This is a genomic window from Flavobacterium psychrotolerans (assembly GCF_003097635.1).
Taxonomy (GTDB): Bacteria; Bacteroidota; Bacteroidia; order Flavobacteriales; family Flavobacteriaceae; genus Flavobacterium; species Flavobacterium psychrotolerans.
On the sequence record NZ_QCZI01000021.1, the window covers coordinates 14,956 to 41,438 of the forward strand.

Annotated in this window: 24 protein-coding genes; 23 read left to right on the forward strand and 1 reads right to left on the reverse strand. The window is 34.0% G+C overall.

The features are described from left to right. Position 1 precedes the first annotated feature (1 nt). From DB895_RS13055 to DB895_RS13065, 3 genes are all read left to right on the forward strand, one after another. Entirely contained in the window at positions 2–1,957 is a 1,956-nt protein-coding gene (locus DB895_RS13055) for a polysaccharide biosynthesis protein (RefSeq protein WP_116725814.1), read from the forward strand. 87 nt (positions 1,958–2,044) lie between these two features. After that, positions 2,045–2,851 (forward strand): polysaccharide biosynthesis/export family protein, encoded by an 807-nt coding sequence (locus DB895_RS13060; protein WP_116725815.1) that lies wholly within the window; start codon positions 2,045–2,047, stop codon positions 2,849–2,851. Positions 2,852–2,856: 5 nt separating this feature from the next. Continuing rightward, positions 2,857–5,250 carry a GumC family protein gene (locus DB895_RS13065; protein ID WP_166426981.1) on the forward strand — a complete coding sequence of 798 codons (2,394 nt, stop codon included), beginning with the start codon at positions 2,857–2,859 and terminating at the stop codon, positions 5,248–5,250. Positions 5,251–5,288: 38 nt separating this feature from the next. Here the strand turns inward: DB895_RS13065 and DB895_RS13070 are convergent, their stop codons facing one another. Beyond that, on the reverse strand, positions 5,289–6,026 hold the full coding sequence (locus DB895_RS13070; RefSeq protein WP_116725817.1) for a tyrosine-protein phosphatase: 738 nt from the start codon (positions 6,024–6,026) through the stop codon (positions 5,289–5,291). Positions 6,027–6,383: 357 nt separating this feature from the next. Here DB895_RS13070 and DB895_RS13075 point away from each other — a divergent pair, with 357 nt between their 5' ends. The 20 genes from DB895_RS13075 to DB895_RS13170 form a co-directional block, all read left to right on the forward strand. After that, positions 6,384–7,253 (forward strand): ABC transporter permease, encoded by an 870-nt coding sequence (locus DB895_RS13075; protein ID WP_116725818.1) that lies wholly within the window; start codon positions 6,384–6,386, stop codon positions 7,251–7,253. Positions 7,254–7,348: 95 nt separating this feature from the next. After that, the gene (locus DB895_RS13080) at positions 7,349–8,614 is read left to right on the forward strand and encodes an ABC transporter ATP-binding protein (RefSeq protein ID WP_116725819.1); all 1,266 of its coding nucleotides are present in this window, start codon (positions 7,349–7,351) and stop codon (positions 8,612–8,614) included. A 61-nt stretch (positions 8,615–8,675) separates the two neighbouring features. After that, on the forward strand, positions 8,676–9,221 hold the full coding sequence (locus DB895_RS13085) for a class I SAM-dependent methyltransferase (RefSeq protein WP_166426982.1): 546 nt from the start codon (positions 8,676–8,678) through the stop codon (positions 9,219–9,221). Next, on the forward strand, positions 9,218–10,219 hold the full coding sequence (locus DB895_RS13090) for a polysaccharide pyruvyl transferase family protein (RefSeq protein WP_116725821.1): 1,002 nt from the start codon (positions 9,218–9,220) through the stop codon (positions 10,217–10,219). The genes DB895_RS13085 and DB895_RS13090 overlap by 4 nt, the downstream gene beginning before the upstream one ends. Positions 10,220–10,224: 5 nt before the next feature. Continuing rightward, positions 10,225–11,493: a glycosyltransferase gene (locus DB895_RS13095; protein WP_116725822.1), complete on the forward strand. Its 1,269-nt coding sequence runs from the start codon at positions 10,225–10,227 to the stop codon at positions 11,491–11,493. 1 nt (position 11,494) lies between these two features. Next, a complete protein-coding gene (locus DB895_RS13100; protein WP_116725823.1) occupies positions 11,495–12,325 on the forward strand; it encodes a glycosyltransferase family 2 protein in 831 nt (276 codons plus the stop codon). A 49-nt stretch (positions 12,326–12,374) separates the two neighbouring features. After that, entirely contained in the window at positions 12,375–13,211 is an 837-nt protein-coding gene (locus tag DB895_RS13105; protein ID WP_116725824.1) for a glycosyltransferase, read from the forward strand. Then, positions 13,208–14,140 carry a glycosyltransferase family 2 protein gene (locus DB895_RS13110; protein WP_116725825.1) on the forward strand — a complete coding sequence of 311 codons (933 nt, stop codon included), beginning with the start codon at positions 13,208–13,210 and terminating at the stop codon, positions 14,138–14,140. Before DB895_RS13105 ends, DB895_RS13110 begins: the two co-directional genes overlap by 4 nt. A gap of 173 nt (positions 14,141–14,313) precedes the next feature. Continuing rightward, entirely contained in the window at positions 14,314–15,258 is a 945-nt protein-coding gene (locus DB895_RS13115; protein WP_116725826.1) for an NAD-dependent epimerase/dehydratase family protein, read from the forward strand. Between the two features lie 36 nt (positions 15,259–15,294). Next, positions 15,295–16,551 (forward strand): glycosyltransferase family protein, encoded by a 1,257-nt coding sequence (locus DB895_RS13120; protein ID WP_116725827.1) that lies wholly within the window; start codon positions 15,295–15,297, stop codon positions 16,549–16,551. Next, positions 16,551–17,462 carry a glycosyltransferase family 2 protein gene (locus DB895_RS13125; protein WP_116725828.1) on the forward strand — a complete coding sequence of 304 codons (912 nt, stop codon included), beginning with the start codon at positions 16,551–16,553 and terminating at the stop codon, positions 17,460–17,462. The genes DB895_RS13120 and DB895_RS13125 overlap by 1 nt, the downstream gene beginning before the upstream one ends. A gap of 29 nt (positions 17,463–17,491) precedes the next feature. Further along, positions 17,492–18,499 (forward strand): N-acetylneuraminate synthase family protein, encoded by a 1,008-nt coding sequence (locus DB895_RS13130; protein WP_116725829.1) that lies wholly within the window; start codon positions 17,492–17,494, stop codon positions 18,497–18,499. Next, positions 18,496–19,656, forward strand: coding sequence for a UDP-N-acetylglucosamine 2-epimerase (gene neuC, locus DB895_RS13135; RefSeq protein ID WP_116725830.1), 1,161 nt, complete (start codon positions 18,496–18,498; stop codon positions 19,654–19,656). The genes DB895_RS13130 and neuC overlap by 4 nt, the downstream gene beginning before the upstream one ends. Beyond that, positions 19,656–20,354 (forward strand): acylneuraminate cytidylyltransferase family protein, encoded by a 699-nt coding sequence (locus DB895_RS13140; protein ID WP_116725831.1) that lies wholly within the window; start codon positions 19,656–19,658, stop codon positions 20,352–20,354. Before neuC ends, DB895_RS13140 begins: the two co-directional genes overlap by 1 nt. Position 20,355: 1 nt before the next feature. Continuing rightward, the gene (gene asnB / locus DB895_RS13145; RefSeq protein WP_116725832.1) at positions 20,356–22,050 is read left to right on the forward strand and encodes an asparagine synthase (glutamine-hydrolyzing); all 1,695 of its coding nucleotides are present in this window, start codon (positions 20,356–20,358) and stop codon (positions 22,048–22,050) included. 9 nt (positions 22,051–22,059) lie between these two features. Continuing rightward, on the forward strand, positions 22,060–22,932 hold the full coding sequence (locus tag DB895_RS13150; RefSeq protein WP_116725833.1) for an FkbM family methyltransferase: 873 nt from the start codon (positions 22,060–22,062) through the stop codon (positions 22,930–22,932). A 2-nt stretch (positions 22,933–22,934) separates the two neighbouring features. Next, entirely contained in the window at positions 22,935–24,029 is a 1,095-nt protein-coding gene (locus tag DB895_RS13155) for an acyltransferase family protein (protein ID WP_116725834.1), read from the forward strand. A 96-nt stretch (positions 24,030–24,125) separates the two neighbouring features. Beyond that, positions 24,126–25,847: an HAD-IIIC family phosphatase gene (locus tag DB895_RS13160; RefSeq protein ID WP_116725835.1), complete on the forward strand. Its 1,722-nt coding sequence runs from the start codon at positions 24,126–24,128 to the stop codon at positions 25,845–25,847. 5 nt (positions 25,848–25,852) lie between these two features. Continuing rightward, positions 25,853–26,095, forward strand: a complete 243-nt coding sequence (locus DB895_RS13165; RefSeq protein WP_116725836.1) for an acyl carrier protein — start codon at positions 25,853–25,855, stop codon at positions 26,093–26,095. Beyond that, the coding region (locus DB895_RS13170; RefSeq protein ID WP_116725837.1) for a MaoC/PaaZ C-terminal domain-containing protein at positions 26,092–26,483 on the forward strand (392 nt) is incomplete at its 3' end. The genes DB895_RS13165 and DB895_RS13170, both read left to right, overlap by 4 nt.

A 26,483-nucleotide genomic window follows, 5' to 3' on the forward strand; every position in this document is an offset into this window, starting at 1 on the left:
AATGAACTCTATTTTTGGCATTACAAAAGATAGTTTTTTTAAAAAGAGATTCCATAATTTGGCTTACTTGCCACGGTGGATTATTTTTGTGGTAGATTTAGGAATCGTTTTTATTGCCATTCTAATCACACACTTGATTATTACGAGCCTCAATGTTTCTTTTTACGATCATCATGATGTTTATTTCGGTTATGCCATTGTGCTTGCTGTAAATGCTGTTTTCTTTCTGTTTTACCGGACCTATGCCGGGATTATTCGACATTCTACCTTTATCGATGGAGTCAATTTATTGATCTCCACAACGACTTCCTACTTTGTGTTGCTGGCTATCAATTATTCCTTTTTGCTTATTTTTAAGGATAAAATATTATTGACCACTGGATTGTTTATTAGTTATGTTATCTCTTTTACACTACTTTTTTTATTTCGAATATTGGTTAAGTATTTTTTCGAAAAGTACATGAATTTTGATGATAAAAAACAGCTGACCAATGCGGTAATCTATGGTGCAGATGCCAATGCGATATCCGTTGCCAATGCCTTACGGACAGAGAAGCCAAGTCGATTTAAGTTGTTGGGATTCATTGATAAATTCAGTCAGGACAAAACGAGCAAGAGTATCCTCAATCTTCCTATTTTAAACCAAAATAGGAATATCCACGTGGTATTACGCGCAATGAAAGCAGAGGCTTTGATTATTGCCGAAAAAAGTCTCAGTAAAGAAGAGACCATTGCTATCGTTGAAGAGTGCCTTGAATATAATTTTAAAGTCTATTCCGTTCCCTTAATAACCGATTGGGAAGATGAAAAACAAATTTCCAATAAATTAAAAAGTTTTGAAATCGAAGATTTACTGGAGCGAAAACCGATTGTTTTAGACACCAAAACCATTTCTTCCCAACTCAACGGAAAAACCATATTGATAACGGGAGCTGCCGGTTCCATTGGCAGTGAAATTACAAGACAGGTTCTAGGTTTTAACCCTGCGCAAATTATTATTTTAGATCAGGGAGAAACGCCTCTTCATAGTTTAAGTTTGAAAATAAATAGCATTAAGGGGCAGATTAAAATACGAACGGTACTTTTGGATATAAGGAATTTTGAAGCCTTGGAGAAAATATTCGTAAAATACAAACCACATATTGTCTATCATGCTGCTGCCTATAAACATGTTCCCCTGATGGAAGAGAATCCATCACAAGCCATAAATACCAATGTTTTGGGTACTAAAAATCTTGCTGATTTAGCGGTTAAATATGGTGTAGAGCGGTTTGTCATGGTTTCTACCGACAAGGCGGTAAATCCGAGCAGCGTTATGGGAGCCAGCAAGCGCATAGCCGAAAAATATGTGCAAACCCTTCAAAATAAATTGCAGCAGGAACAAAATTCAAATATTACCAAATTTATTACCACTCGATTTGGAAATGTATTGGGTTCTAATGGCTCTATTGTTCCTTTATTTGCGAGACAAATTCAGGATGGCGGGCCACTAACGATTACCCATCCCGAAATCATACGCTATTTTATGACCATTCCAGAAGCGTGTCAATTGGTTCTTGAAGCAGGAACGATGGGTAATGGTGGAGAAATTTATATTTTTGATATGGGTCAGCCCGTGAAAATTATTGATTTAGCTAAAAAGATGATCCGATTGGCTGGTTTTACGCCCAATAAAGAAATTGAAATCAAAATCATCGGTTTGCGTCCCGGAGAAAAACTGTATGAAGAACTGCTTAACGACGATTCAAAAACCCTAGCCACCCATCACGAAAAAATATTGATAGCGCAAGAAATTCATGCTGATTATGAGTTTATAAACGATACTATATTACGATTATTACATAAAATTGAAAGTATTGCCGATGAAGAGATTGTTGTAACTATGAAGGAAATTGTTCCTGAATTCAAGAGTATGAACTCCAAATATGTAGCTTTAGATTTAGATAATATACTGTAAAAAACTATTATTTTCAATATACCACTTATACTTTATAAATTGTATCTTTGTTCGCCTTTAAAATAATTAGAAAATTAAAATTCATCCATGTTTCTAACCCAAAGTAGATGCCAACATAATGGCGCAAGCCGTATCGTATTTAAATCAATTTATTTTTTTATTCTGTTGGCATTGACCTTACAATCCTGTGCCACACGAAAAGAGGTAGAATACTTTAATGACGTAAGAATTGGTTCGGAGGATCCCGTTATTTATTATCCCAATAAAATCCAGGTTAATGATATTTTAAGCATAAAGGTTGGGGAATTGATACCCGAGGCTGTGGAGCCTTTTAATTCATCTTTAGGATCTCTTGAATCTGCCCAACTTAATGGCTATCTGGTCTCTTTTGATGGCAATATCGTTTTTCCCAGGCTAGGTACCATTGCCTTAGCCGGTAAAACCACAACGGAAGCCGAGGGTCTTATCAATACTCTCCTTGTCGAGAAAGGATTGGTTAAAGATCCTACCGTAAGTATACGGATTATCAATGCCCGAGTAACGGTAATTGGTCAAGTTGGAGTAGGAGGTAATAGCGGTGGCGGTCATGTTATTCCTTTTGGGGGCAACAATTCCATGACAGTGTTGCAAGCCGTGGGGAATATCTTTCCCACTGGAATTAAAAATGATATTGTATTGATTCGTGAAGAAAATGGCATGCGAACCTATCGTAAATTGGATATTACTTCCATCGATTTGGTTAATGGTCCTTATTATTATTTGAAGCAAAATGATGTTATTTACGTAAAACCCAATGGGACTAGCGTAATGCTGTCGGGATGGCTAACCAGCCCAGGAACCATACTGAGTTTGTTTACTTCCGCTTTGGCATTATTCCTTGTACTAACCCGTTAATTGTTATGGAAAATTTTGAAATTGACAGTAAAGTAACTGCCAGCGAGGTCGATATCCTTGGGGAAATCAATAAATATTTAAAATATTGGTATTTGTTCGTTATTTCAACGCTCGTTTTTTTTGCGGCCGCTAAAATTTATTTACGGTATACCACCCCGATTTTTGAGACTTATTCTGAAATTAAGATCTTGGATAATTCTGCTACCGCTTTTAAATTACCCAGTAATGCAATCTCCATCTTTGGTAAGACCAATAAGCCAGGTTTAGATAATGAGATGGAAATGATTAAGTCTTATCAGTTGATGGAGCGCGTGGTTAAGAATTTGGATTTGACCACCCATTATTATTCGGTTGGCTTTTTGACCCAAAAAGAGTTGTGGAAAAACAGTCCTTTTTCTATCCAATGGCTAAAATTACCCAAAGAATTAGAGACCAAATCGGTTCAGTTTACCATCGAAGTTGCCTCTAAAGGATATGAAATTGTTGATGCCCAAAATGGAATTAAGTCGGGAGTCATTCCCTATCATTCCGTTCATCTTGTTTCGGGGATTCCCTTTAAAATATCCCCAAGATTGGGGTTAAATGTTGGTGGTTTGACTGGGAAGCAATTTGCTTTCGAACTTTCTCCTTTGCGCCAAACGGCACTCGGTCTTTGCAGCGGAATTACCGTAAAAGGGGTAGCCAATCAAAGTGATATCTTGGGCTTGTCCCTGACTGGAACCAATACCCTTAAATTAGAGGCCACTCTGAATGAAATTATTAAACAATTTGATTTGGACGGCATTAAGGATCGGCAACTGGTATCCCAGCGCACTATTGATTTTGTCAATGATCGGTTTGATTTTTTGGGTAAACAACTCGATTCCATTGAGACCGATAAGGAAAAATACAAACGGGATAATGGATTGACGCTTGTGGACACCGATATCGCGTCTGCCACCAAAAATATGGAAATGGCTAAATCCGCCATTATTGAGACTGAAAACCAAATTGAACTGACCAAATATGTAGAGCAAACCCTATTTAAACATAATAAATTCGAATCTTTCCCACTTGAAATGGGTATTTCGAACACCATTATTAATCAGTTGTTTGGGAATTACAATGCCCTTGTTATTGAACGGGAACGCCTTTTATTTAGCGCTGGAGAGAATAATCCTAAAGTAAAGATAATTAATGAGCAATTGGACGTGCTTAAAAAAGACATGTTTAAATCTATTCAAAACTACCGACAAGAGTTGGCGGTTTCACTGGCTAAAAATAATTCTATTTTTAGGAGTTATACCGACAAATTCAATAAGATTCCCTTGTATGAAAAATTCATTAGAAGCATAGAACGTCAACAAAGCATTAAAGAAGCCCTTTATATTTTATTGCTTCAAAAGCGAGAAGAAGCCGCCATTAATGTTGCCGTGACGGGACCTTCAATAAAAGTGGTGGATTATGCCTCGTCAAACGGTAAGGCGGTATCTCCCAAAACCGATTTGATTTATATGGGATCCCTTTTGATTGGATTGTTGATTCCCTTCCTATTTGTTTTTGTCAAGAATGTATTAGACAATAAGGTTCACAACAAACAGGAATTGTCCAAACTGGTTCGTGATGTGCCTATTGTTTCAGAAATTCCTTTTATTGGGGATTCCGTAAAGATAATGACGGATAATGATCGATCTTTACTTGCCGAATCTTTCCGGATTTTGCGTACCAATATTAGCTATCTTTTGCCTTTAAAGACGGGTAATCTGGCACCCATTCTCTTTGTAACGTCAACCATAAAAGGAGAGGGGAAGACCTTTACCTCCATCAATTTGGGTATGGCTTTTGCTACGTTGAGCAAGAGGGTTTTGGTTGTAGGTGCAGATTTACGGAATCCACAGTTCCACACCTATACCAATTTAGGGAAAGGCCAAGTGGGACTGTCGCATTATTTATATGACCCCTCTGTTGATTGGCGAAATTTGACTGTTAACAACCAATTTGATAATTCTAATTTAGATTTGATTTTTTCAGGAGCCATTCCGCCTAATCCGGCAGAACTCCTTTGTAACGGCCGATTGGAACTGTTACTCAACGAAGCTAAAAAAGAATATGATTATATTGTTATTGATACAGCACCCACACTTTTGGTTACCGACACTCTAACTATTTCACAATTGGCTGATGTTACTTTATTTGTTGTTCGAGCCGATTTTACCGAAAAGAAATTAATGCAGTATTCTTTAGAGTTAAAAAATAAAGGGAAATTAAAAAATCTTGCCTACGTCCTAAATAATGTAGGTGTTAATTTGGGTTTTCGATCTAAATATGGCTACGGCTACGGCTATGGCTACGGCTATGGCGAAGATGTTGTGAAGAAGTCGGTATTAAAAGAATTTATCAGTAAAAAATTCAATGTTTAACTCGTAATTGTTAAAATAGGTACTATTTTCGGGTTGCTTTAAAACCTAAAAAATTGGTTCTGTTCTATTGCTTCTTTTAAGGGTAGGGTGTCTTTGATTAATATTCTTTTAGAAAAACCATTCACATGGTTCTGATGGTGCACGTCAGATCCTACGAAGTCAATCATTCCTTTTTTTAACAGTTTTTCCGCCGTTTTTGCAACTTCATTTCCATAATATCCTATTGTCGATAATAAATTGATTTGAAACAGACAGCCTGAATGTTTCAGTTTTAGATACTCCTCAAAATTGTGGTGGTAAAAAGAATATCTTTCCGGATGAGCCATAATTGGCTTATATCCAGCAACTTGTAATTCGAAAAGGATGTCGTATAATTGTAATGGTGCATTAATATAGGATACTTCAACGAGTACATAGTTATCCTTTAAAACCAATAACGGTTCGTTTTGAAAAAGGGTGACAAAGTTGGCATCCAATAAATATTCCGCAGCGGCTTTCATGGGAATACCGTTATTTTTGACCTTTAAATCTTTAGCAGTAGCACTTAAAGTAGTTTCAATATTAACTCTCGTATTATCCCAAACATTTTTCATGATATGGGGGGTGGTGATGCATTGTTCAAATCCTAGTTTTTTTACCGCTGTCACTAAAGATAGGGTATCTTCAATAGTTTGTGCGCCATCGTCAATTCCTGGTAACAGATGTGAATGAATATCGATATAATTTTCTGGAATTAAATCTTTGAGTATGGTTTTAGGTCTAAATAGTGTTAGCATACAGCAAAAGTAAATAAAAATTGGGATTTATGATTCATTGGTTTTCGCTTTTATGATTGCTGTTTTTTTATTTAAAACCATTAAATGATAAAAAACCTCCTTTGCAGGGTAAATATTTTATAATTCCTATTTGTGAAGTATTTAAAATAATAATTATTGAAATTAAAGGCGCCAATCCACAAATCAGTAAAATACACTTTCAAAAAATCAATTATTTCAACTGTTAATCCTATTTTTAAAAGTGTTATATTTGGCGTTCAAACCAATAATTAGTGAAAGAAATTGGTGATCTCGAATTAATAAGGACTGGAAACTGTTAAAATTAGTCTCCATTATTTTAGTTTATATTTTAGAAAAATGAATGATAAAGAACATTCCAATGAGGAATGGTTGTTTGAAATAACACCAAAAAAAAAATTCTTTTCGCTTAATTTCAAAGAAGTTTGGCAATATAGGGATTTGTTAATGCTTTTTGTAAAAAGAGATATAGTAACGGTTTATAAACAAACGGTTTTAGGACCATTATGGTATCTTATCCAGCCCTTGTTTACCTCTGTAATTTTTACCATCATTTTCAATAACGTGGCAGGTATTGATACGGGTAAAGTTCCCCCTTTTTTGTTTAATTTGGCAGGGATTACGATTTGGAATTATTTCACCTCTTGCCTTAATGACACTTCAGACACTTTTAAAAAAAATGCTGCCATATTTGGTAAAGTTTATTTTCCGCGAGTCATTATGCCTTTGTCCATAGTGTTATCCAATTTATTGAAATTCGGAATTCAATTTTTGATTTTCATTGCCTTTTATGTTTATTATTACTATCAGGGAGCTACGATATGTTTGAATGGGACTACCTTATTTTTTCCTTTGTTAGTCGCTTTAATGGGAATTTTAGGATTAGGTTTAGGAATGATTATTTCATCCTTAGTTACGAAATACAGGGATTTTACTTATCTTATTGGTTTTGGCGTGCAATTGCTGATGTATTTGTCGGCGGTGATGTATCCTATCGCCCTGCTAAAAGAAAAATTGCCAGCTTATGGTTGGCTCATCGCCTATAATCCTTTGGCTTATGTGATTGAAACGACCCGATATATGTTGCTCAATTCAGGTACTGTTTCTTATCTTGGATTAGGTTATACATTTGCAGTAACGGTATTCGTGTTCTTAATTGGATTGCTGCTTTTCAATAAAACGGAGAAGAGTTTTATTGATACCGTTTAAGGAATAAGGTTGATATTTTTGATTTAAAAAAAATAATACGTGAACGATAAATAGGTTATTGCCAAATACAGATAACTTCGTTCCTTGCAATGACAATGAAAAAAGACATTATATTAAAAGCTGAAAACATCTCCAAGCAATACCGCTTGGGTCAGGTAGGGACAGGAACTTTGAGTCACGACTTGAACCGTTGGTGGCATCAAGTACGGGGTAAAGAAAACCCCTACCTAAAAATTGGTGAGACCAATGACCGAAGTGTCAAGGGCAGCAGTGATTATGTATGGGCCTTACAAGATATTAATTTTGAAGTGGAGCGAGGTGAAGTATTAGGGATTATAGGAAAAAATGGAGCTGGGAAATCGACATTATTAAAAATATTATCAAAGGTTACCACACCTACCACCGGAAGCATAAAATCTAAAGGTAGGATTGCTTCTTTGCTCGAAGTGGGCACGGGATTCAATCCTGAATTGACCGGTAAAGAAAATATTTACCTTAACGGCGCCATTCTTGGTATGACCAAAAAAGAAATTGCCTCTAAAATCGTTGAAATCGTTGAATTCTCCGGTTGTGAGCGTTATATCAATACCCCCGTAAAGCGGTACAGTAGTGGTATGACCGTGCGTTTGGCATTTGCTGTAGCGGCTTTTCTAGAACCCGAAATATTGGTGGTAGATGAAGTCTTGGCTGTCGGTGACGCTGAATTCCAGAAAAAAGCGATAGGAAAGATGCAGGATATTTCCCGTCAAGGAGGAAGAACTGTTTTGTTTGTGAGTCATAATATGGCGGCTGTAAAAAGTTTATGTACAAAAACAATTATTTTAGAACACGGAAAAGTGGTTTTTGAAGGTGGCACTGAAGCTGGAATCGATTATTATTTAAGATCCAACCAATATGAAGCCTATAGAGGCAATTACATAAATGAAACTATTGAAGAAACAGGTTTTGTAAGCATCGCTCTTATAGATAAGGATAAGGTAATCAGAACCGAATTTGGTTTTGATGAAACTATAAGCATTAAGATAAAAATAAAAGTGGCAGAAAACCACCTGAATGCGCATATGGGTTTTAGAGTAGTTGATAGAAACGAAAGAATTATCTTTACCACACAAGTTCAACTGGCCGATAAAATAAATAGTGCCGGTATGCATGAATTTGAAGTGCAATTCCCCGTAAAATTTTTAGTCCCTAATACATTTAAACTAACATTTGGCATTCATATTCCCAATGTGGAATTGATAGATTATCAAGAAGAATGTTTGTCTTTTGAAATTATTGAGACAGGGTCTGAATTTCATATTTATGGAAATAATGACAATGGTTGTGTTATCGTAGATTGTGATTGGTGCCTAACGAGCTAAATGGTTCAACATCAAAGAATAATCTTTATAAAATAATATATAACAAGAATTAGATATGGTTATGGTTTCATTTGTAAAAAAAGTGATTAATTTCTTTAATAAAAAGAAAACAATACAATGGAAGAATATTGAGAATTTTGATCCAAATTGGAAAGAAAGAATAAAAGATATGTCTAGATATATTGATTCAGGTTCAGTTATTGTTGATTTGGGTTGTGGCGAAATGTGGCTCAAAGAATTTATAACCGAAAAGGAATCATACATTCCGGTTGATTATATGAGTAGAGGAGGTGATACCATAGTTTGCGATTTTAATAATTATGAATATCCAAAGACAAATTCTGATACCGCTTTTGTAAGTGGTTGTTTGGAATATATAGAAGATTTTAAATGGTTTGTCGAAAAAATATCGCAATCAAATACCAAGTGCATTTTATCGTACTGTACCACTGAATATTTCCCGAATATGGAATCACGGAAACAATTGGCATGGAAAAACAATTTATCCAAATTTGAGGTCATATCTTTATTTGAAAGCAATCAACTTTTTTTAGTAGACGAAAATTTGACAAAAACCAATAATCAAATATTTGTGTTTAAAAAATGAAAAAAATAGTATTATTCGACCCTTCAATGGGAGATAACAACGGGTCATTTTCGTCCAATCTGGGAGATATTATCATAAATGATTCCGTTATGCAATTTTTGAAATCAGATTTAAATGATTATGAGGTGGTTAGAATATCTACTCATGTGCCCATACATTCAAAGGAAAGAAGTCTTATTAAGGGTTCTGAACTGATTTTTGTAGGTGGAACCAATTTGCTTTCCTCGGATATTAAAGTCTATAATCAATGGAAAAGCAATTATTATAACTTTTTGATTAATTTCCCAATTGTAAATAATGCAATTTTGTTTGGTGTCGGATGGTGGCAATACCAAAATAGTCCAACTAAATATACAAGGACATTTTATAAAAAACTGTTATCGTCCAATTTTAATCATTCGGTGAGAGATTCATACGCAAAAAACAAAGTTGAAGAATTAGGGATAAGTAACTGCATCAACACCTCTTGTCCAACTACGTGGAGTCTAAATGGAATGGTGTCTGATAGAAAAAAACAGGATATTAACAATGTTTTATTAATGCTAACAGATTATCATCCTAATGCTGAAATTGACAACAAATTAATAAATATCTTACTTGAAAAATTTAGTGATAAAATTTTCTTTTTTCCACAAGGTAAGGGGGATATAGATTACATTAAATCTCTTAAGTCCTATAATGAAAATAGAAATAGATTTGTTTTACTAAATCATGACATCAATGATTTGAATGAATTAATCAAATCGAATTCTGATTTTGTTTACATAGGAACTCGACTCCATGGTGGGGTCAGATGTTTGCAAAATGGCATTTCTGGATTGATACTTTCTAATGATAATAGGTCTAAAGAATTAGGAAATGATATTAACCTTGCAGTTATAAATAGAGATGACTTTTCGAAAATTGTAGATTGGATAGAATTCAAATCAGATTTTGGCAGGATTTCATTACCTCAAAAAAATATTGAAAATTGGAAACTTCAATTTGTTAATAAATAAACTTTATGAAAATATTAATCGTTAATTCTAGCGATTTTGGAGGTGCTGGAAAAGCCTGTTTAAGGTTGCATGAAGGACTGTTACAAAATGGAGTTGATTCTAATTTGCTTTTAAGAAGTAAGCATTTGAATATTCCTAATTCACATACAATAAAACAAACGCAAAAAACAACCTCAAAAATTTATAAAGTTAAGATTAAGCTCATAAAATTTTTGAATGAACTAAAAATATTTAAAACCAATAGTTATACTAATAATAGATCTTCTAAATTGGAAATGTTTAGTTATCCAATTTCAAACTATGACATTACAGAATCTCCCCTCTATAAAGATGCAGATATAATCAATTTACATTGGGTTGCAGGTTTTGTAGATTATAAATCTTTTTTTAAAAAAAATACGAAACCGGTTGTTTGGACTTTACATGACATGAATCCATTTACCGGAGGAGAGCATTATACAGAAGAAATCATAGATATTAATGCAAATGGGTATCCTATTTTCCGCAAGTTGACCACCGAAGAAATACATGAGTTTAAAAAGGTATTAGATTTTAAAGAAGCTATATTTAACAATGTAAATAACTTACACCTTGTAAGTTTATGTAACTGGATGACTCATGAAATCAAGAAAAATAAGGTGTTTAATCGATTTCCAATTGCCCTGATCCCTAATGGAGTAAATCATGAAATTTTTTCTCCGAGAGACAAGTTTTTTTCTAGAGAATTGTTGGGTTTGCCCAAAAATAAAAAGATTATACTTTTTGTGGCAGATTCAATACATACTACTAGAAAAGGGTTTGCTTTCCTCAAAAAGGCTTTTGAGATAATAGATAGTGAGGATTTAACATTATGCGCCATTGGAAATGGTAATTTGAATTCATTTAAAAACTGTATTGAATTAGGTCCCATTCATGACGAAAGATTGATGAGTTTGGCTTATTCCGCAGCAGATGTTTTTGTCATTCCATCTTTGATGGATAATTTGCCCAATACCGTTTTGGAATCCTTAATGTGCGGTACACCCGTCATAGGATTTCCCGTTGGAGGAATTCCTGATATGATTCAAGATGGTGTAAATGGGTATTTGACCGAAGATATTAGTGTCGAATCACTTGTTAAAACGATACATAAATTTTTAAATAATTCAGATTGCTTTAATGGGAAAAAAATAAGAGAAAATACATTAAATAGCTATAATCAAAAGTTGCAATCGGAAAAATATATTGATTTGTTTAATAGTATATTGAATAAAAATAGTTTAGAAATAAAATAGGATGCTCAAAATTTCCATCATCACCATCAACTACAACAACCTCGAAGGCTTGAAAAAAACTGTGGAGAGTGTTTCTAATCAAACCTATAAAGGGTTTGAATATATTGTTATTGACGGCGGTTCCTCGGATGGGAGTGCCGCTTATCTAGAAAGTCAAAATGTAAATATAGATTATTGGGAGAGTGTGCCTGATACAGGTATCTACAATGCCATGAATAAAGGGATTTCAAAAGCCACAGGGGACTATTTGTTGTTTTTGAACAGTGGTGATCATTTATACAACAATGATGTGATTAGAGAAAACTTACAGGATGTAAAAGACCATGATTTAATCTACTTTAATGTGCATATGATTGGGAAGAGAGACTATGGGATTCTATCGCATCCTGATACATTGCGTTTTTCTGATTTCTATTTAAATGGTTTGAATCACCAATCTGTTTTGATCCGAAAAGAGCTTTTTAAAACTGTGGGTTTGTATGATGAAAATTTAAAAATTGCGTCAGATTGGAAATTTTTTATTTTAGCATTGTTCGTCCACAATTGCAGTTATATCAACATAAAAAAAACACTTTCCACCTATTATATTGACGGGATAAGTTCACAAGTGGATTATTCAAGTGAAAGAAATTTGGTTCTAAATGAATATTTTAGTGCCTTTGTTATGGATTATGAGGAATGGCATGAAAATCGGAAATTATTGAATATGAATCGATTTAAAATGTTATCTGAAATTGAAAAATCATTGATTGGAAAGAAAATAACCTCTGTTTTTTTTAGATTTTTCCTGATTATATTTTCCAAAAAAAGGATAAAACAAATACTGAATTAACACAAAAATACTTTTACTAAACACCTAATTTTTTAGGATATAAGAAAATATGATATACAGTAAAGTTTCCATAATTATTGCTTGTTATAACGATGCGCATTACATTGAGCAATCGGTAAATTCGGCATTGAATCAAACGTATCCTAATATAGAAATAATTGTTGTAGACGATGGTTCCAATGCCGAAACAAAAGCAGTTTTAAAAAAAATAGAGCCCCAAATCACAAAATTACTCACACAAGAAAATCAAGGACAGAGTATCGCAAGAAATAATGGAATAAGGTTTGCAAAAGGGGATTATATTTTGAATCTAGATTCTGATGATTTCTTTGAGCCATCCTTTTGCGAAAAAGCCGTTAAGAAATTTCAGGAGGACGATAAAATTAAAATAGTGACCTGCCATGCCAACCGGTTTAATGAAAAAGGGACTGTAGATGTTTTTGTTCCTAATGGAGGAGACTTAAATAATTTTTTATTTGGTAATTCATCGTTAGGAAGTTGCATGTTTAAGATGCTGGATTGGGAGGGTACGGGAGGGTACGAAGAAAAGTTGCCCATTTTAGGTTTTGAAGATTGGGAATTTTATATTCAGATTTTAAAATCAGGCGGATATGCGTATGTGATTAATGAAATCCTATTTAATTATCGATTAAGAGAAGGTTCTACTACCAGTAGAATTCGTCACGAGAGGTTAGATAAGTTTAAACTTATTATTAAAAAACATCGAGACCTTTACGTTAGTAATTTTGATTTATTATTAGAAGATTTGTTTAATAGGATAAAAAGAGAAGAATTTGAAAAAAACAAAAATACAGATCGTCTAGAATTCAGAATAGGTAAGGCTGTTTTAAAACCATTGCGTTATATTAAATCTCTATTTAAATGAGCAAAATCCCTAAAGTTACCATTATCATGGCTACCTACAATAGAGCGCATTTTATTGTAGATACCTTACAATCCATAAAAAATCAATCCTTTACAGATTGGGAATGTTTGATTATTGATGATGGAGGGACAGATAATACTAGGGAAGTTATTGCTCCGCTATTAGCACAAGATTCTCGGTTTCAGTTTCTAAAAAGAGAAGCACCCTATAAAAAAGGCTTGCCCGGCTGTCGTAATTTTGGTTTGGATTTAGCGAAGGGCAATTATATTATTTTTTTTGACGACGATGATTTTGTCCATCCGGCGAACTTAAAAATAAGTCTTGAAGCATTCGAAGATTCTTCAATAGACTTTTGCAATTATCAAAAGTGTGCCTACCAAGGAGAAATGCCTGCCATTTCAACTACCGCTTTTGCAATTGAACAAAAGCTTACTAAAGCCGATATCGCAAAAGTAGTTACTCAAGAAATTGGTTTGGCTTCCTGTACCGTATTGTGGAAAAAACATTGTTTTGATACCATACGGTTTAACGAAAAGTTATTGTATGCCGAAGAATGGGAATGCTATATTAGAATTATTGCGAAAAACTTCAAAGGAATAATACTAAGCAACGTTTTGTATTACAATAGGAAACATGCTGAATCTAATACCGGAGAGTTCTATAGGGATAATCCCATTAGAAGGGCATCCTATGTGGAAGCAGTTTTAATGGTGATGCAAAATCTAAAAGAAAAACAATTACTTACCGAATCACTAAGACGTCATTTTATTTCATTGTCAATAGATTTTAAGGAATATGATTTGTTTGGTCAAATTATGGCAATTCTCAAATTATCGGTATTACAAAGAGTGAAATGGCAATTTTTTTATAGTACATTTCCTTTGCGATTGTCTGTTTACAAATTTAAAAAAAGCATTAAAAAAGGTTAATTTGTAAGAATAGCAACCGATTTTCATTTGTCTTAAAAATTGTTTCCGAGCCAAAATTCAAGCGTATTCACAGGAACAGTTCAAGTGAAAATATTTTAAATAATTGATGCAATTTCACACCAATTTACTGTTTTTGAATTAGAATATTTACTTTTTTATAATATATTTGCAAAATGACATTCAACAATTCAAAAATATTAATAACTGGTGGTTTCGGAGCATTAGGTTATAATTTGATTCAATATTTAACAGGTAACTACAACTGTTCCATACACGTTATTGATAATTTTAGTGCAGGACACACGAATTTTTCCAATGAAGTTACTTTTTCTTATATTGATATTGGAAATACAGAAAAGCTAAATATATTTTTAAAAAATTATCAACCCAATTATGTTTTTCATTTGGCGGCTCATTTTGCCAATCAAAATTCTGTAGACCACCCATTGTCCGATATAAGTACGAATGTTGTTGGTTTAGTCAATTTGTTTGAAGCTCAAAGAAGTAATAAGGAGCTAAAAAAAATCATTTTTGCTAGTTCAAGTTGTGTCTATGGCAACAGCGAAATAATGACAGAAGATCTTCAGGTTTCACCACACGATACGCCCTATGCCATAAATAAATACGTTGGAGAATTGTATAGTAAATATTATGCTGAAATTCATCACATCCCAGTAGTCAGTGCGAGAATTTTTAATAGTTACGGACCTGGAGAAATGCCTGGACAATACAGAAATGTGATTCCCAATTTTATAAAAAGTGCTTTATTGAATGAAACGATAAATATAACCGGAACAGGGGAAGAAACCAGGGATTTTACTTATGTTGAAGATACCATAGATTTGCTTATTAAACTGGCTACTTCAAAATATCATCGAGCCGAAGTTTTTAATGGAGGAACGGGAACAAAATTAAGCATAAAAAATTTAGCCGAAGAAATAATACGTCTAACCGAATCTCAGTCAAAAATTGTATTCACCGAGCCAAGAAATTGGGATCATGTAAAAGACAGGTGTTCGAGTATAGAAAAATCGCAAACTCTATTGGGGTACCATCCCAGTCACGACTTTAGAACAGGGTTGGCAAAAACCATAGATTGGATAAAGGGGAAATTGTAATTTTACGCCTTTTAAATATTTTTTAATTTACAGTTAATGACACCTACAAAAATTGCAATTATAGCCGAATCGATTGATGTAAATGACAGTAGTTGTACCAAATGCAATGTTGCATTAATAGTGAATCTTAAAGAATGTGGTTTTGATTTAATGGTATACCACTATACCAGAAAAAAAATCGCATTAAAAAATATTGATTGTCGTCCTATAAAAGAAATTAAATTTAGTCTTAACTATCTTTTGAGTAGAACCCAAAGAAAGTTACACAGCTATTTTAATATATACCTTCATACTTTTTTTGAAAGTGTATTCGGGTTTTCATTTACTTTTTTTAACGATGTAAATTCCATAAAATTAATTATAAAAGAGGTAAAAGATTACAATCCGGATTATATTCTTACGCTAAGCAAAGGAACTAGTTTTCGGCCGCATTATGCACTATTATCTTTTCCTGAATTGCACGAAAAATGGATTGCAAACATTCATGATCCGTTTCCGGCGCATCTAAGTCCAAGGCCTTTTACTTGGGTGGAACCAGGGTACAATAAAAAAGAAAAATTCTTTAAAGAGCTTTCTGAGAAAGCAAAATACTCCTCATTCCCAAGTCAATTACTTAAGGAATGGATGGGAAGTTATTTTCCCAATTTTTTAAAAACAGGGGTGATAATTCCGCATCAAAATGCAGAATATGAGTTTGAAAACACTGCGTTGCCCTCTTATTTGGATGTGTCAAAATTCAATCTGCTTCATGCGGGAAACCTATTGCAACAACGTTCGCCTGTGGGCCTGATTGAAGGTTTTAGATTGTTTTTAAATCAGAATCCTGAGGCACGAACAGATTCGAAGCTTATTTTACTAGGTCCTGCTCCTTTTCACTCCCAAATACTCGAAGAATATAAGCGAAATAATCCCGAACTATATATTCATATTGGAAACGTTTCTTTTGATGTCGTATACCATCTTCAAAAAAATGTTTCAATAAATATCATTTTAGAATCCAAATCAGAAATTAGCCCTTTTTTACCGGGTAAGTTTCCACATTGTGTTGAGGCCAATAAAACAATCCTTTCCTTGGCACCCTATTATAGCGAAACTAAAAGATTATTAGGGGATCAATATCCGTATTGGTCTGAAGCGGATGACAAAAATAAAATAGCCCACATCATTGAAAAAGCCTATCAATTGTGGAAGCAAAATCCAGATCATTTGCTTTTGAATAGAGGTGATTTGCAGGAATACTTATCGGTATCCTATTTAAAAAAAGTAATTGACGATTTAGTAATTAAATCTTGATGCCAAATAAAACTGTATCGATTCATATTTCAACCAAAAACCGCAAAATCGATTTAGAGATTACTTTACGAAAAATTCAGTATTTATTGGAAAGAAAGGACGTGGAATGTGTTATTTTTGATGATGGTTCTTCGGATGGAACTTTTGAAATGGTCAAAAATAAATTCCCTCAGGTTATATTACTCCGAAATGAGATTTCAAAAGGCTATATTTTTTGCAGAAATAAAATGCTCAATGAAACCAAATCCGATTTTACCATTTCGTTAGATGACGATGCTCATTTTTTGACACAAAATCCATTAGAAAAAATAGAAGAATATTTTGATGCAACTCCAAATTGCGGTTTATTGGCATTGCGAATTTTTTGGGGAATTGAAGAGCCAAAAAACATAACATCTCATGAAAAACCACAGAGAGTCCAAGGATTTGTAGGTTGTGGACACGTTTGGCGAATGAAAGCGTGGCGTGATATTCCAAACTACCCGGAATGGTTTGAATTTTATGGCGAAGAAAATTTTGCCTCTTTACAATTGTTCAAAAAAAACTGGGAAGTTCATTATTTGCCCGAAGTTTTAGTGCACCATCGGGTAAATTTAAAATCCAGAACAAAGAACAATAAAGATTTTGGATTCCGTTATAGAAGATCCATTCGTTCAGGTTGGTATTCCATACTTTTATTTTATCCGGCAATAAAAGTTCCCAGAATCATTGCCTATTCTATATTCATGCAAATCAAAACCAAAATTGCAAAAGGAAATTTTAAAGTAGTAATTCCTTTGTTTCAGGCGATTATGGATGTTTTTTTTAACATTCCAAATTTAATTAAGAATAGGAACGTTCTGACAAGGGAAGAATATCAGCACTATACGGAATTAAAAGAAACAAAAATATTCTGGAAACCAGAAAATTAGTTATTTTTGTTTCCTATCTATTGATTTTCATGAAGGATAAACCTTATCTTATTGCCGAAATTGCTCAAGCCCATGACGGAAGTTTAGGGATTTTACATTCTTATATTGACGCTGTTGCCAAAACAGGCGTTCAGGCCATTAAGTTTCAAATGCACCTGGCCGAAGCCGAAAGCAGTATTCACGAACCTTTTCGCATAAAATTTTCGTATGAGGATGAAACCCGTTACGATTATTGGAAAAGGATGGAGTTTACATTAGAGCAGTGGCATGGAATTAAAAAACATTGTGATGCCGTGGGATTGGATTTTATTTGTTCCCCTTTCAGTAATTTAGCGGTAGATTGGTTGGAAGAAATAGGGATTTCAAGCTATAAAATTGGTTCCGGGGAAGTGAATAATATTCTGTTGTTGGAAAAAATTGCCAAAACTGGAAAACCGATTATCATTTCTTCCGGAATGAGCAGTTTTGAAGAATTAGATGAAACTGTTGCTTTTTTAGAAAGTAAAAATGCGAATTTTTCCATTTTGCAATGTACAACGGCCTATCCAACAAAGCCAGAGCAGTTTGGATTTAATGTCATTCAAAAATTAAAAGAAAGATATAATGTTTCAGTCGGTTTTTCAGATCATTCTGCCAAAATAGCAACTGGAATTGCCGCTGTTGCCCTTGGAGCTGAAATTTTAGAGTTTCATGTGGTTTTTCACAGAGCAATTTTCGGACCCGACGCGATTGCTTCTTTGACTTTAGAAGAAACAAAACAACTCGTTGAATCCGTGAATGCTATCTATGAGGCTAAAAAATATCCAATCAATAAAAATAATAATGGGGATTTCAAGGAGCTAAAAGCCATCTTTGAAAAGTCATTAGCCATAAATAAAAATTTACCCAAAGGACATAAAATCACTTTTGATGATTTAGAAAGTAAGAAACCAAAAGGATTTGGAATTTCTGCCGCTAAGTTTTCCGAAATTTTAGGGAGGGAATTGTCATGCGATAAAAACCAATGGGATTTTTTGAATGAAGACGATTTAGCATGAATGAAACCCGAAAAATAGCTGTAGTTATTACAGCGAGACCCTCTTACAGTAGAGTTAAAACCGTTTTAACAGCAATCAAACAACATCCTGAGCTGGAACTGCAATTGATTATTGCGGCTTCTGCCTTGCTTGATAGATACGGAAGTGCAGTAAACTATATTGAGAAGGATGGTTTTGAAATTGCCGCCAAAGTTTTTAATGTACTGGAAGGCGAAAACTTGACCGCGGCCGCTAAAACAACCGGGATAGGGATTCTGGAACTGTCAACCGTTTTTGATAATCTGAAGCCCGATATTGTGGTAACTGTTGCCGATCGATTTGAGACGATGGCAACCGCTATTGCAGCCTCCTATATGAATATTCCGTTGGCTCACATTCAAGGTGGCGAAGTGACTGGAAACATAGATGAGAAAGTGAGACATGCCATTACCAAACTTTCGGATTATCATTTTGTGGCTTCTGAAAATGCTAAAAACAGAGTGATTCAATTAGGAGAAATTCCCGAAATGGTTTTCAATACGGGTTGTCCGTCTATTGATATTGCTAAAGAAGTGTTGAAAAATGATGGTTTAACATTCAATCCGTATGAAAAATATGGTGGAGTAGGTGCAAAACCTGACTTGGATAAAGGATACATTGTCGTGATGCAGCATCCGGTAACCAATGAATATCAGGATTCCCGTAAACATATTGAAGCCACTCTGAGAGCCGTTCAAAAAATTAATTTGCCAACACTTTGGTTTTGGCCCAATGTTGATGCCGGTGCAGATGGAACTTCGTCCGGGATTCGTTCTTTTAGAGAAAAATATGCCATGGAAAATGTCCATTTTTTTAAAAACATGGAAGGGGATGATTTCTTGAATCTTTTGAATTCTTCTATTTGCCTAATAGGAAATTCAAGCGTTGGAATTCGCGAATGTGCCTATTTGGGAGTTCCCGTAATCAATATTGGTTCGCGACAAAACAGAAGGGAACGAGGTCAAAATGTGGTTGATGTTTCCTATAATGAGAATGAAATAGTAGCTACTTTAAAAAATATATTGATTAAAATTGAACGGCCAAAATCTGATGTTTATGGTGGAGGAAATGCAGGAGAAAAAATAGCGGCATTACTCCAAAATCTCCCCTTACAATTTCATAAAACGATTACCTATTAATGAGAGTTTTAGGTTTAATACCAGCAAGGGGTGGTTCAAAGGGCGTTCCCAAGAAAAACATCAAAATTTTGGGAGACAAACCTTTAATCTCTTATTCTATAGAAAGCGCAAGACAATCAAAAGGAATTCAAAGGACGGTAGTTTCCACCGATAATGATGAAGTTTATTCGGTTGCCGAGAATTTAGGGCTAAAACCACCTTTTAAAAGGCCGGAAAATCTGGCCCAGGACACATCCACTTCTTTGCAAGTGATTCAGCACGCCTTGGATTTTTTTGAAAAACAAAATATTTTTTTTGATGCCGTTTGTTTATTGCAGCCAACGAGTCCTTTTAGGGAAATTGGTTTTATTGATTTGGCAATCGATAAATTTATTGCGAGTAATGCGGACTGTCTAGTAAGCGTTTTGCCCGTTCCGCATGAATATAATCCGCACTGGACATTTGAAGAAAATGGAAAGGGACTTTTAAAAATTGCCACGGGAGAAGATATTATTATTTCCAGAAGGCAAGATTTGCCAAAGGCATTTCACAGGGACGGTTCCATTTATATTACCAAAACAGAAGTTATAAAAAGCGGAAGCCTTTACGGAAAATCTATTGCTTATATAGAGAGTAATCCTGATTTATACGTGAATATTGATACCATGGAAGACTGGGAAAAGGCAGAGCAATTAGTGAAAAACATAATACATTTTTAAGATGTGTGGAATTGCAGGGATTTTAGGATTCAAGGCGAACAAGGCGAACATTTTAGGAATGTTGGAAACGCAAAAACATCGCGGTCCAGATTTTATGGATTTCTACAATGAAGAACATAAAATAACACTTGGTCACAACAGGCTGAGCATTATTGATTTGTCAAGTGATGCCAACCAGCCTTTCCTTAGCGATTGCAAAAATTACATTCTGGTTTTTAATGGTGAAATTTATAATTATCTGGAATTAAAACAAGAGCTTCAATCGAAATACACTTTCCGGACCCATTCAGATACTGAGGTTTTAATGAATGCCTACATTGAATGGGGCGAAGGTTGCTTGAACAGATTTAATGGGATGTTTTCTTTCGCAATTTGGAATAAAAAAGAGAATCTGTTTTTTGCAGCAAGAGACCGATTTGGTGTTAAACCTTTTTATTATTTTTTCGACAATTCCAATTTCTTTTTTGCTTCCGAAATAAGCACACTCTGGTCAGCAGGGATTCCTAAAATCCCCAATGATAAAGTTTGGCTGAATTATTTTTCTGACGGAAGTTACGGCACGCCGGAGGAAACTTTTTGGGAAAACATTCATCAACTGCCCGGAGGACATTTTTTGACTTTGAAGAATAATTCCCTGCAAATAAAAAAATGGTATTTCTTTGAAGACAGGGTTTCGAAATTAACCAATTCTTTCGAAGAAAACGAAGAAGAATATATTACCAATTTACTTTTAAAATCCATAAATTTAAGGTTTAGAGCCGATGTTCCTGTGGGTTTTAATTTGAGCGGAGGTCTGGATTCCAGTACGCTTTTAGCATTAATCGACCAACAAAACATAGACAAATCAACAGTTGAGGCTTTTACTTTTGTTACCAATGATGAAAGATACGATGAACTCATTTGGGTAAAATCAATGCTTGAGGACAGACCGTACAAGTTAAATGTTTGTGAGCTCAAGCCTCAGGAAGTTCCAAAATTGGCTTTGAAAATAGCAAAAAATCAATCGGAGCCTTACGGCGGAATTCCAACTATTGCCTATTCCAAGATTTTTAAAACTGCCAGTCAAAAAGGGGTAAAAGTGTTGTTAGATGGTCAAGGTTCTGATGAAGCTTGGGCTGGTTATGATTATTATGTAAATAATTCACAGAATATAATTCAAGGGATAACTGTATCGCCTTTTAAAACAAATGTTTTGGACGGTGGTTTTTTCAAAAATTACAGTAAAACTTTTTACGGCAAACCTTTTGAAGATGATTTGTTAAACTTGCAATATCGAGATTTGTTTTACACCAAAATCCCTAGAGCTTTGCGCTTTAATGACAGGGTTTCCATGCTTTACGGAACGGAATTAAGAGAACCTTTTTTAGACTACGAATTGGTAGAATATGTTTTTAGCCGTCCTAAAAATTTTAAGATTAAAAATGGAGTTCAAAAATGGATGCTCAGAAAAATTGCTGAAAAATTTTTAAAAAAAGATATCGTTTTGGCTCCTAAACGACCATTACAAACTCCGCAAAGGGAGTGGTTATCCCACGATTTAAAAGATTGGGTTGCCTCTGAAATTGAAATTTTGAAAAACAACAGTTGGTTTGACAAAAAAGAACTTCAATTGGAGTTGGATTTGTTTTTTAAAGGAAATAATCAAAGTAGTTTTCATATTTGGCAGTGGATAAACACGGCACAATTGTTTAAATAAAAGAAAAAAATGCAAAAAATAACTAATTTACATCGTTTAAATTTTTCCAATAGCTTTTTGATTTTAGGCTATCTGTTGAAAAGAGTATTAAAACTTAAAACAACTCTTAATGAAAGAATTACAAACGACTATTACTTTCATCTTATCAGTTATGATGGGTTTTTAAAAGAAGAAACGAATCAGTATTTTACTTCATTTTATCCAAAATGGAAAGCCAAGATTAAAACCCGAAGAAGACCTTCCAGTGATTTGGATGTTTTTGGACAAATTTTCAAACATGAAGAATATCTTCCTGTAGTTAAGGTGTTTAAAGTCAATTTTCCAGACCAGAAACCTTTAAATTTTTTTGATGCAGGAGGTAATATTGGGCTGACGTCTCTCTATTTTTCTCGTTTTTTTGACGATGCCACATTTATTTGTATCGAACCAGATGAGTCGAATTTTAGGACATTGAGCTATAATTTAGAAACTAATTCCGTATCGAACGTGAACAAAATTAAGGCTGGAGTCTGGAGTAAAAACACCCATTTAAAACTTATTAACGATTTTAGAGGCCAAAATGATTGGACTTATAGAGTCGAAGAAACGAACGAAGAAACAGGTTTGCAAGCGTTCTCCATTCCCTATTTATTAGAAAAATTTCAATGGAATACAATTGATATTTTGAAAATTGACATAGAAGGTTCCGAAAAAGAAATTTTCATGAACCCCAATTCCGACATTTCTTTTTTAACTTTTACCAAATGTATAGCTATAGAAATTCACGATGAGTTTAATTGCAGACAAGCTATTTATGAGGTGTTGGAAAAATACGGTTTTACCTTCTTTAATTCTGGAGAATTGACCATAGGAATAAATCAAAATTTGATTCAGAAAAAATAGATATGCAACAAATTCAGCGATTGAGAGAGCTTGATTTCCTGAGAGGAATTGCCATTATTTTGGTGCTATTCCGTCATCAATTGTTGTTTCCTTTTCTGGAAACGATGGGTTGGATTGGAGTTGATTTGTTTTTTGTTCTTAGTGGGTTTTTAGTTTCAGGATTATTATTCAAAGAGTACCATAAATTCGGTTCTATTAAACCTAAATTATTTTTAATTCGAAGGGGATTTAAAATTTATCCTATTTACTATCTAACCTACATTGGTTATATGTTACCAAGAATTTTACAGCATAAATTACAATGGAATAAAGTTTTTTTTGATGTTTTTTTTATTCAGAATTACGCATTAGGATGGGGATATGCATATCCGGCAAGCTGGTCATTGGCAGTAGAGGAGCATTTTTATTTTGGTTTGGCTTTGCTACTTTGGCTTATCTTCAATAAAAAAATAATTCGGTTTGATGATATTAATAATGGCAACATTTTTTCGGCATTTGAAAAACTGTTATTTGCTGTTTTGATTTTTGTTTTTTTAATTCGTATCCTTTCTAATATTGAATTTCCTGATGAGGCGGCAAGAAATACAACGATGTCACATCTTAGAATAGATTCTCTTTTGGCCGGCGTTTTGATTTCCTATTGGTATTATTTCAAAAAAGAAAAACTGGTTGGGATTTATACGAAATTCCGTAAACCATCTTTGTTGCTCGCTTTTTCATTGCTTGCTTTCACACCATTTATTGAACCGGTTCCTTCTTTTTTTGTGCAAACGATTGGTTTTACAATGCTTTATATTGCTTTTGGAATACTGCTGATTCATTTTCTTTTGGACTCCAATATCAATGTTAAAATCAACCGATTTTTTTCTTCATACGTAGTTAATTGTATTTCAAAAATCGGATTTTGTTCCTATTCCATCTATGTCATTCATTCCTTTGTTATATATGTGGTAGGCTTTTTACCCATTAAAAATCATTATGTTACCTTTGTTTTGGTTTTTTTAATTTCTATCATAGGAGGATTTATAATGACCTATAAAATTGAAAAATATTTTTTAGGTTATCGGGATAAATATTTTCCCAGCAGGGCTCTTTAAAATTACCAAAATTAAAGACTAGAATTTTAAGATCCCAAAATACACACTTTAATTAAATTTCATGATTTTAGTTAAATTAAAAACAAAGCATCAATAATGAAGAATTTTTCTCAATTAAAGAAGAATTTAAAAAAAGATTTTTCTGGTTTAAAGGCCATCAAAGTTGCGATTTTGGGCGATACCGCCACGCAGTTCCTAACGCAGACATTGCGGGGGTTGGGTTATGATAACGGTTTCAATCTCGAAATATGGGAAGCCGATTTCAATCAAATCGAGCGTCAAGTTTATGATCTTTCTTCTGAATTGTATGAATTCACACCAGAAATTGTCATCGTGTTTCAATCGTCCCACAAGTTATTAGGGAAATACAACAAAATTAAACCAGCCCAACATGTATTGTTTGCGTCAACTGAATTGGAAGCGATAGAAAACATCTATTCCAATTTAACCAACAATCTCAATGCCAAAGTAATTTATTACAATTATACCGAAATTGACGATTCCATTTTTGGGAATTATGCCAATAAAACTGAATCTTCTTTTTTGTTTCAATTGCGAAAACTCAATTACGAATTAATGACATTGGCGTCAAAAAAACCGAATTTGTATTTGTGTGACCTTTCATCCATTCAAAACCAAGTAGGAAAATCCAATTTCTTTCAAACGTCAGTTTATATCAATACAGAAATGGTTCTGAGTATTGATGTTTTGCCCAAAGTAGCCACCAAAACAATCGATTTAATAAACACCTTAAACGGCAAGTTTAAAAAGTGTATTATCCTAGATTTAGACAATACCACCTGGGGCGGCATCATTGGCGATGACGGCATGGAAAATATCCAAATAGGCAGTTTGGGAATTGGGAAAGCTTTTTCCGAGTTTCAATATTGGATAAAAAAATTGAAAAATAGAGGAATCATAGTGGCCGTTTGTAGCAAGAATACCGAATCAGTCGCCAAAGAGCCTTTTGAAAAACATCCCGATATGGTTTTGAAAATGGATGACATTTCCGTTTTTGTTGCCAATTGGGAAAACAAGGCCGACAATATCCGGCAAATACAAAGTATTTTAAATATCGGTTTTGACTCGATGGTATTTTTAGACGACAATCCTTTCGAGAGAAATATCGTCAGAGAAAACATTCCCGAGATTTGTGTTCCCGAATTGCCCGAAGATCCAGCAGATTATTTGGAATATCTATATACTTTGAATCTTTTTGAAACCGTTTCATTTTCCAATGAAGATGCTGAAAGAACCAAACAATACCAAATAGAAGCACAAAGAGCCACAATTCAACAAAAATTCACGAATGAAGATGATTTTTTGAAGAGCCTGAACATGCTTTCCTTGGTTGAACCGTTCAATAAATTCAATGCTCCAAGAGTGGCGCAGTTATCCCAACGTTCCAATCAATTTAATCTTAGAACTATCCGTTATACAGATGCCGATATTGATAGGCTTGTAGTATCCGATGATTATTTTACTTTTGCCTTTACGCTTGAAGATAAATTTGGGGACAACGGATTAATCTGCGTGGTAATTTTACAACAAGAAAACAGCGAGACTTTATTTATAGACACCTGGTTTATGAGTTGCAGGGTATTGAAACGCGGAATGGAAAATTTTGTGCTCAATACCATTTCAAGTTTTGCCAAAGAAAATGGATATACTCGATTAAAAGGGGAATATTTGCCCACTGCCAAAAACGAAATGGTAAAAGAGCATTATCCTAATTTAGGGTTTGAAAAAAACAACACCCATTGGGAATTGAATATTGAAAATCACAAAAGAAGAAAAAGTTTTATAAACAGCAAATAAGGATTATGGAAAGAAATGAAATTTTAAAGCAAGTAAATGCAATATTTATAGACACCCTTGATGACGATGATGTGGTGATTGAGGAAATAACAACCGCAAATGATGTCGAAGAATGGGACTCGTTAACGCACATACAATTAGTTGTGGCCATCGAAAAACATTTTAAAATAAGGTTCACTTCCAAAGAAATCCAAAGTTGGAATAATGTAGGGGAAATGTTGAATTGTATTCAAGAAAAAGGAATATGATTTTTAAATTTGGAGATAAATTTGAAGAACGTTTTATTGTTTCCGATGAAACCTATAACGGATTCATTCAAATATTCAAAGATAAAAACCCTTTGCATACCGATGAAAATTTCGCTATTGAAAACGGCTTTAAAGGTAAGGTAATGCACGGCAATATTTTGAATGGTTTTCTTTCCTATTTTATTGGCGAATGCTTGCCAACAAAAAATGTCATTATCCATTCCCAGGAAATACAGTTTAAAAACGCGGTTTATTTAAATGACGAATTACAATTCAAGGCTGAAATAACCGGGATTTACGAATCGGTCAATGCCATTGAATTTAAATTTGATTTTAAAAATGCAACAACAAAAACAGTCGCTAAAGGTAAAATTCAAATAGGAATAAT